Genomic DNA, 1,412 nt, shown 5'->3' with positions numbered 1-1,412 from the left:
GGCAGTGACGGTGCTGTTGTCCGGGTGGATTCTTCGGGGCTTGCGGTGCGTTGTGCGATGACGGTCAAGGAGCTGGAGACCGGGAAATGGTCACGCCGGGCTCTGGCTTCTGCGGTTGCGGAGCTTCTCCCGGAGGCGGCGGTGCAGGTTACTGACTTCAGCTTTTCGGGGTGAGGGTGGGCTGTTGTGCTGGTGTCGGGGTGGTGGTTCCGGTAGGCCGTTGGACGTGCGGTATGCGGATGGGGGCGGGTTGACGGGGAGGGCACGTCAGCGCCGCGAGAGTGTACGGGGGGAGGCTGCCGGGCTGTTCGCCGGGGGGGGGGTCAAGGCTCCCGAGGCGGCCCGTCGGCTGCGGGTGAGTGAGAAGTCGGCCTGCCAGTGGCATCAGGCCTGGAGACAGGGTGGGACGGCCGCGTTGGGTTCCCGTGGGCCGGGCGGACGGGAGTGCAGGCTGTCGTCGCGCTGCCAGGGGAAACCCGCCGGGTATCTCGGCCAGGGGCCCGCGGTTCACGGCTGGGATGGGGACCAGGTGTGGACCGGGGCGAGGGCGGCGGCGCTGATCGGGAGGAAGTTCCACGTCTCCTGCAGCGTCTCGGGCGCCACCCGGCTGATGCGCCGGCCCGGGTTCACCCCGCAGGTGCCCATACGGCGGGCTGCCGGACGTGATGAGCAGGCCGTCGCGGCGTGGAAGGAGGCGGCCTGGGCGGAGGTAAAAGCACCAGGGCGGCGTGCGGGGGCTGCGTCTGCTTCGGGGACGGAGCGGGCTTCACCCGGCGTCCGCCCCGGGGACGCACCTGGGGCCGGCGGGGCAGCACCCCGGTCGTGAGGACCTCCGGACGGAGCTCCGGGAGGGTATCGGCGGCCGGGCTGATCGCAATGCGGCCGGGCTCCAGGACACGCCTGTCCCACCGCCTGCGGCTCCATAGCGGCCGCAAGGGTGAACGCCGCAGCATGTCCGAACAGGATTGCATCGGGCTCATCGACGGGATGCACCAGCTGGTCAGAGCCCCGATCGTGCTCGTCTGGGACCGGCTCAACACCCATGTCCCCCACGTCATGCGCGAGCTGATCGCGGCCCGCGACCGGCTGACCGTGTTCACCCTGCCCGCCTGCGCACCCGGGCTCAACCCGGTCGAGTTCCTGTGGGCCCACGCCAAACGCAGCCTCGCCAACCTGGCCACCGCCGCCCTCGACCGGCTCGAGGCCCTCGTCCGCAACAGGCTCAAACGACCCCAGTACCGACCCGCCGTCCTCGACGGCTTCCTCACCGGAACCGGCCTCACCCCCGACATCCCACCCTGAAACGCCGAAGTCAGTACCGGCGCAGGGGGTGCGGCAGGGTGCCTGCAAGCTGCAGTCCGGCACCGGCCGCATGCCGGATGCCGGACTGCGTCCTGCCCGGCGGTGCAGGG

At 71.5% G+C, this 1,412-nt stretch carries 1 protein-coding gene and 1 pseudogene; both read left to right on the top strand.

Annotated elements, in window-relative coordinates:
• Nucleotides 1-226: 226 nt before the first annotated feature.
• Nucleotides 227-637 (top strand): annotated as a pseudogene (locus tag ACFVX9_RS39580) (transposase); the annotation flags it as partial.
• Between the two features lie 47 nt (nt 638-684).
• Entirely contained in the window at nt 685-1,302 is a 618-nt protein-coding gene (locus tag ACFVX9_RS39575) for a transposase (protein ID WP_387987122.1), read from the top strand.
• The last annotated feature ends 110 nt before the right edge of the window (nt 1,303-1,412 follow it).

The organism is Kitasatospora sp. NPDC058243, from assembly GCF_042882025.1.
Taxonomy (GTDB): Bacteria; Actinomycetota; Actinomycetes; order Streptomycetales; family Streptomycetaceae; genus Kitasatospora.
Note: the sequence above shows the minus strand (reverse complement) of the source record. Positions and strands in the feature narration are given on the sequence as shown.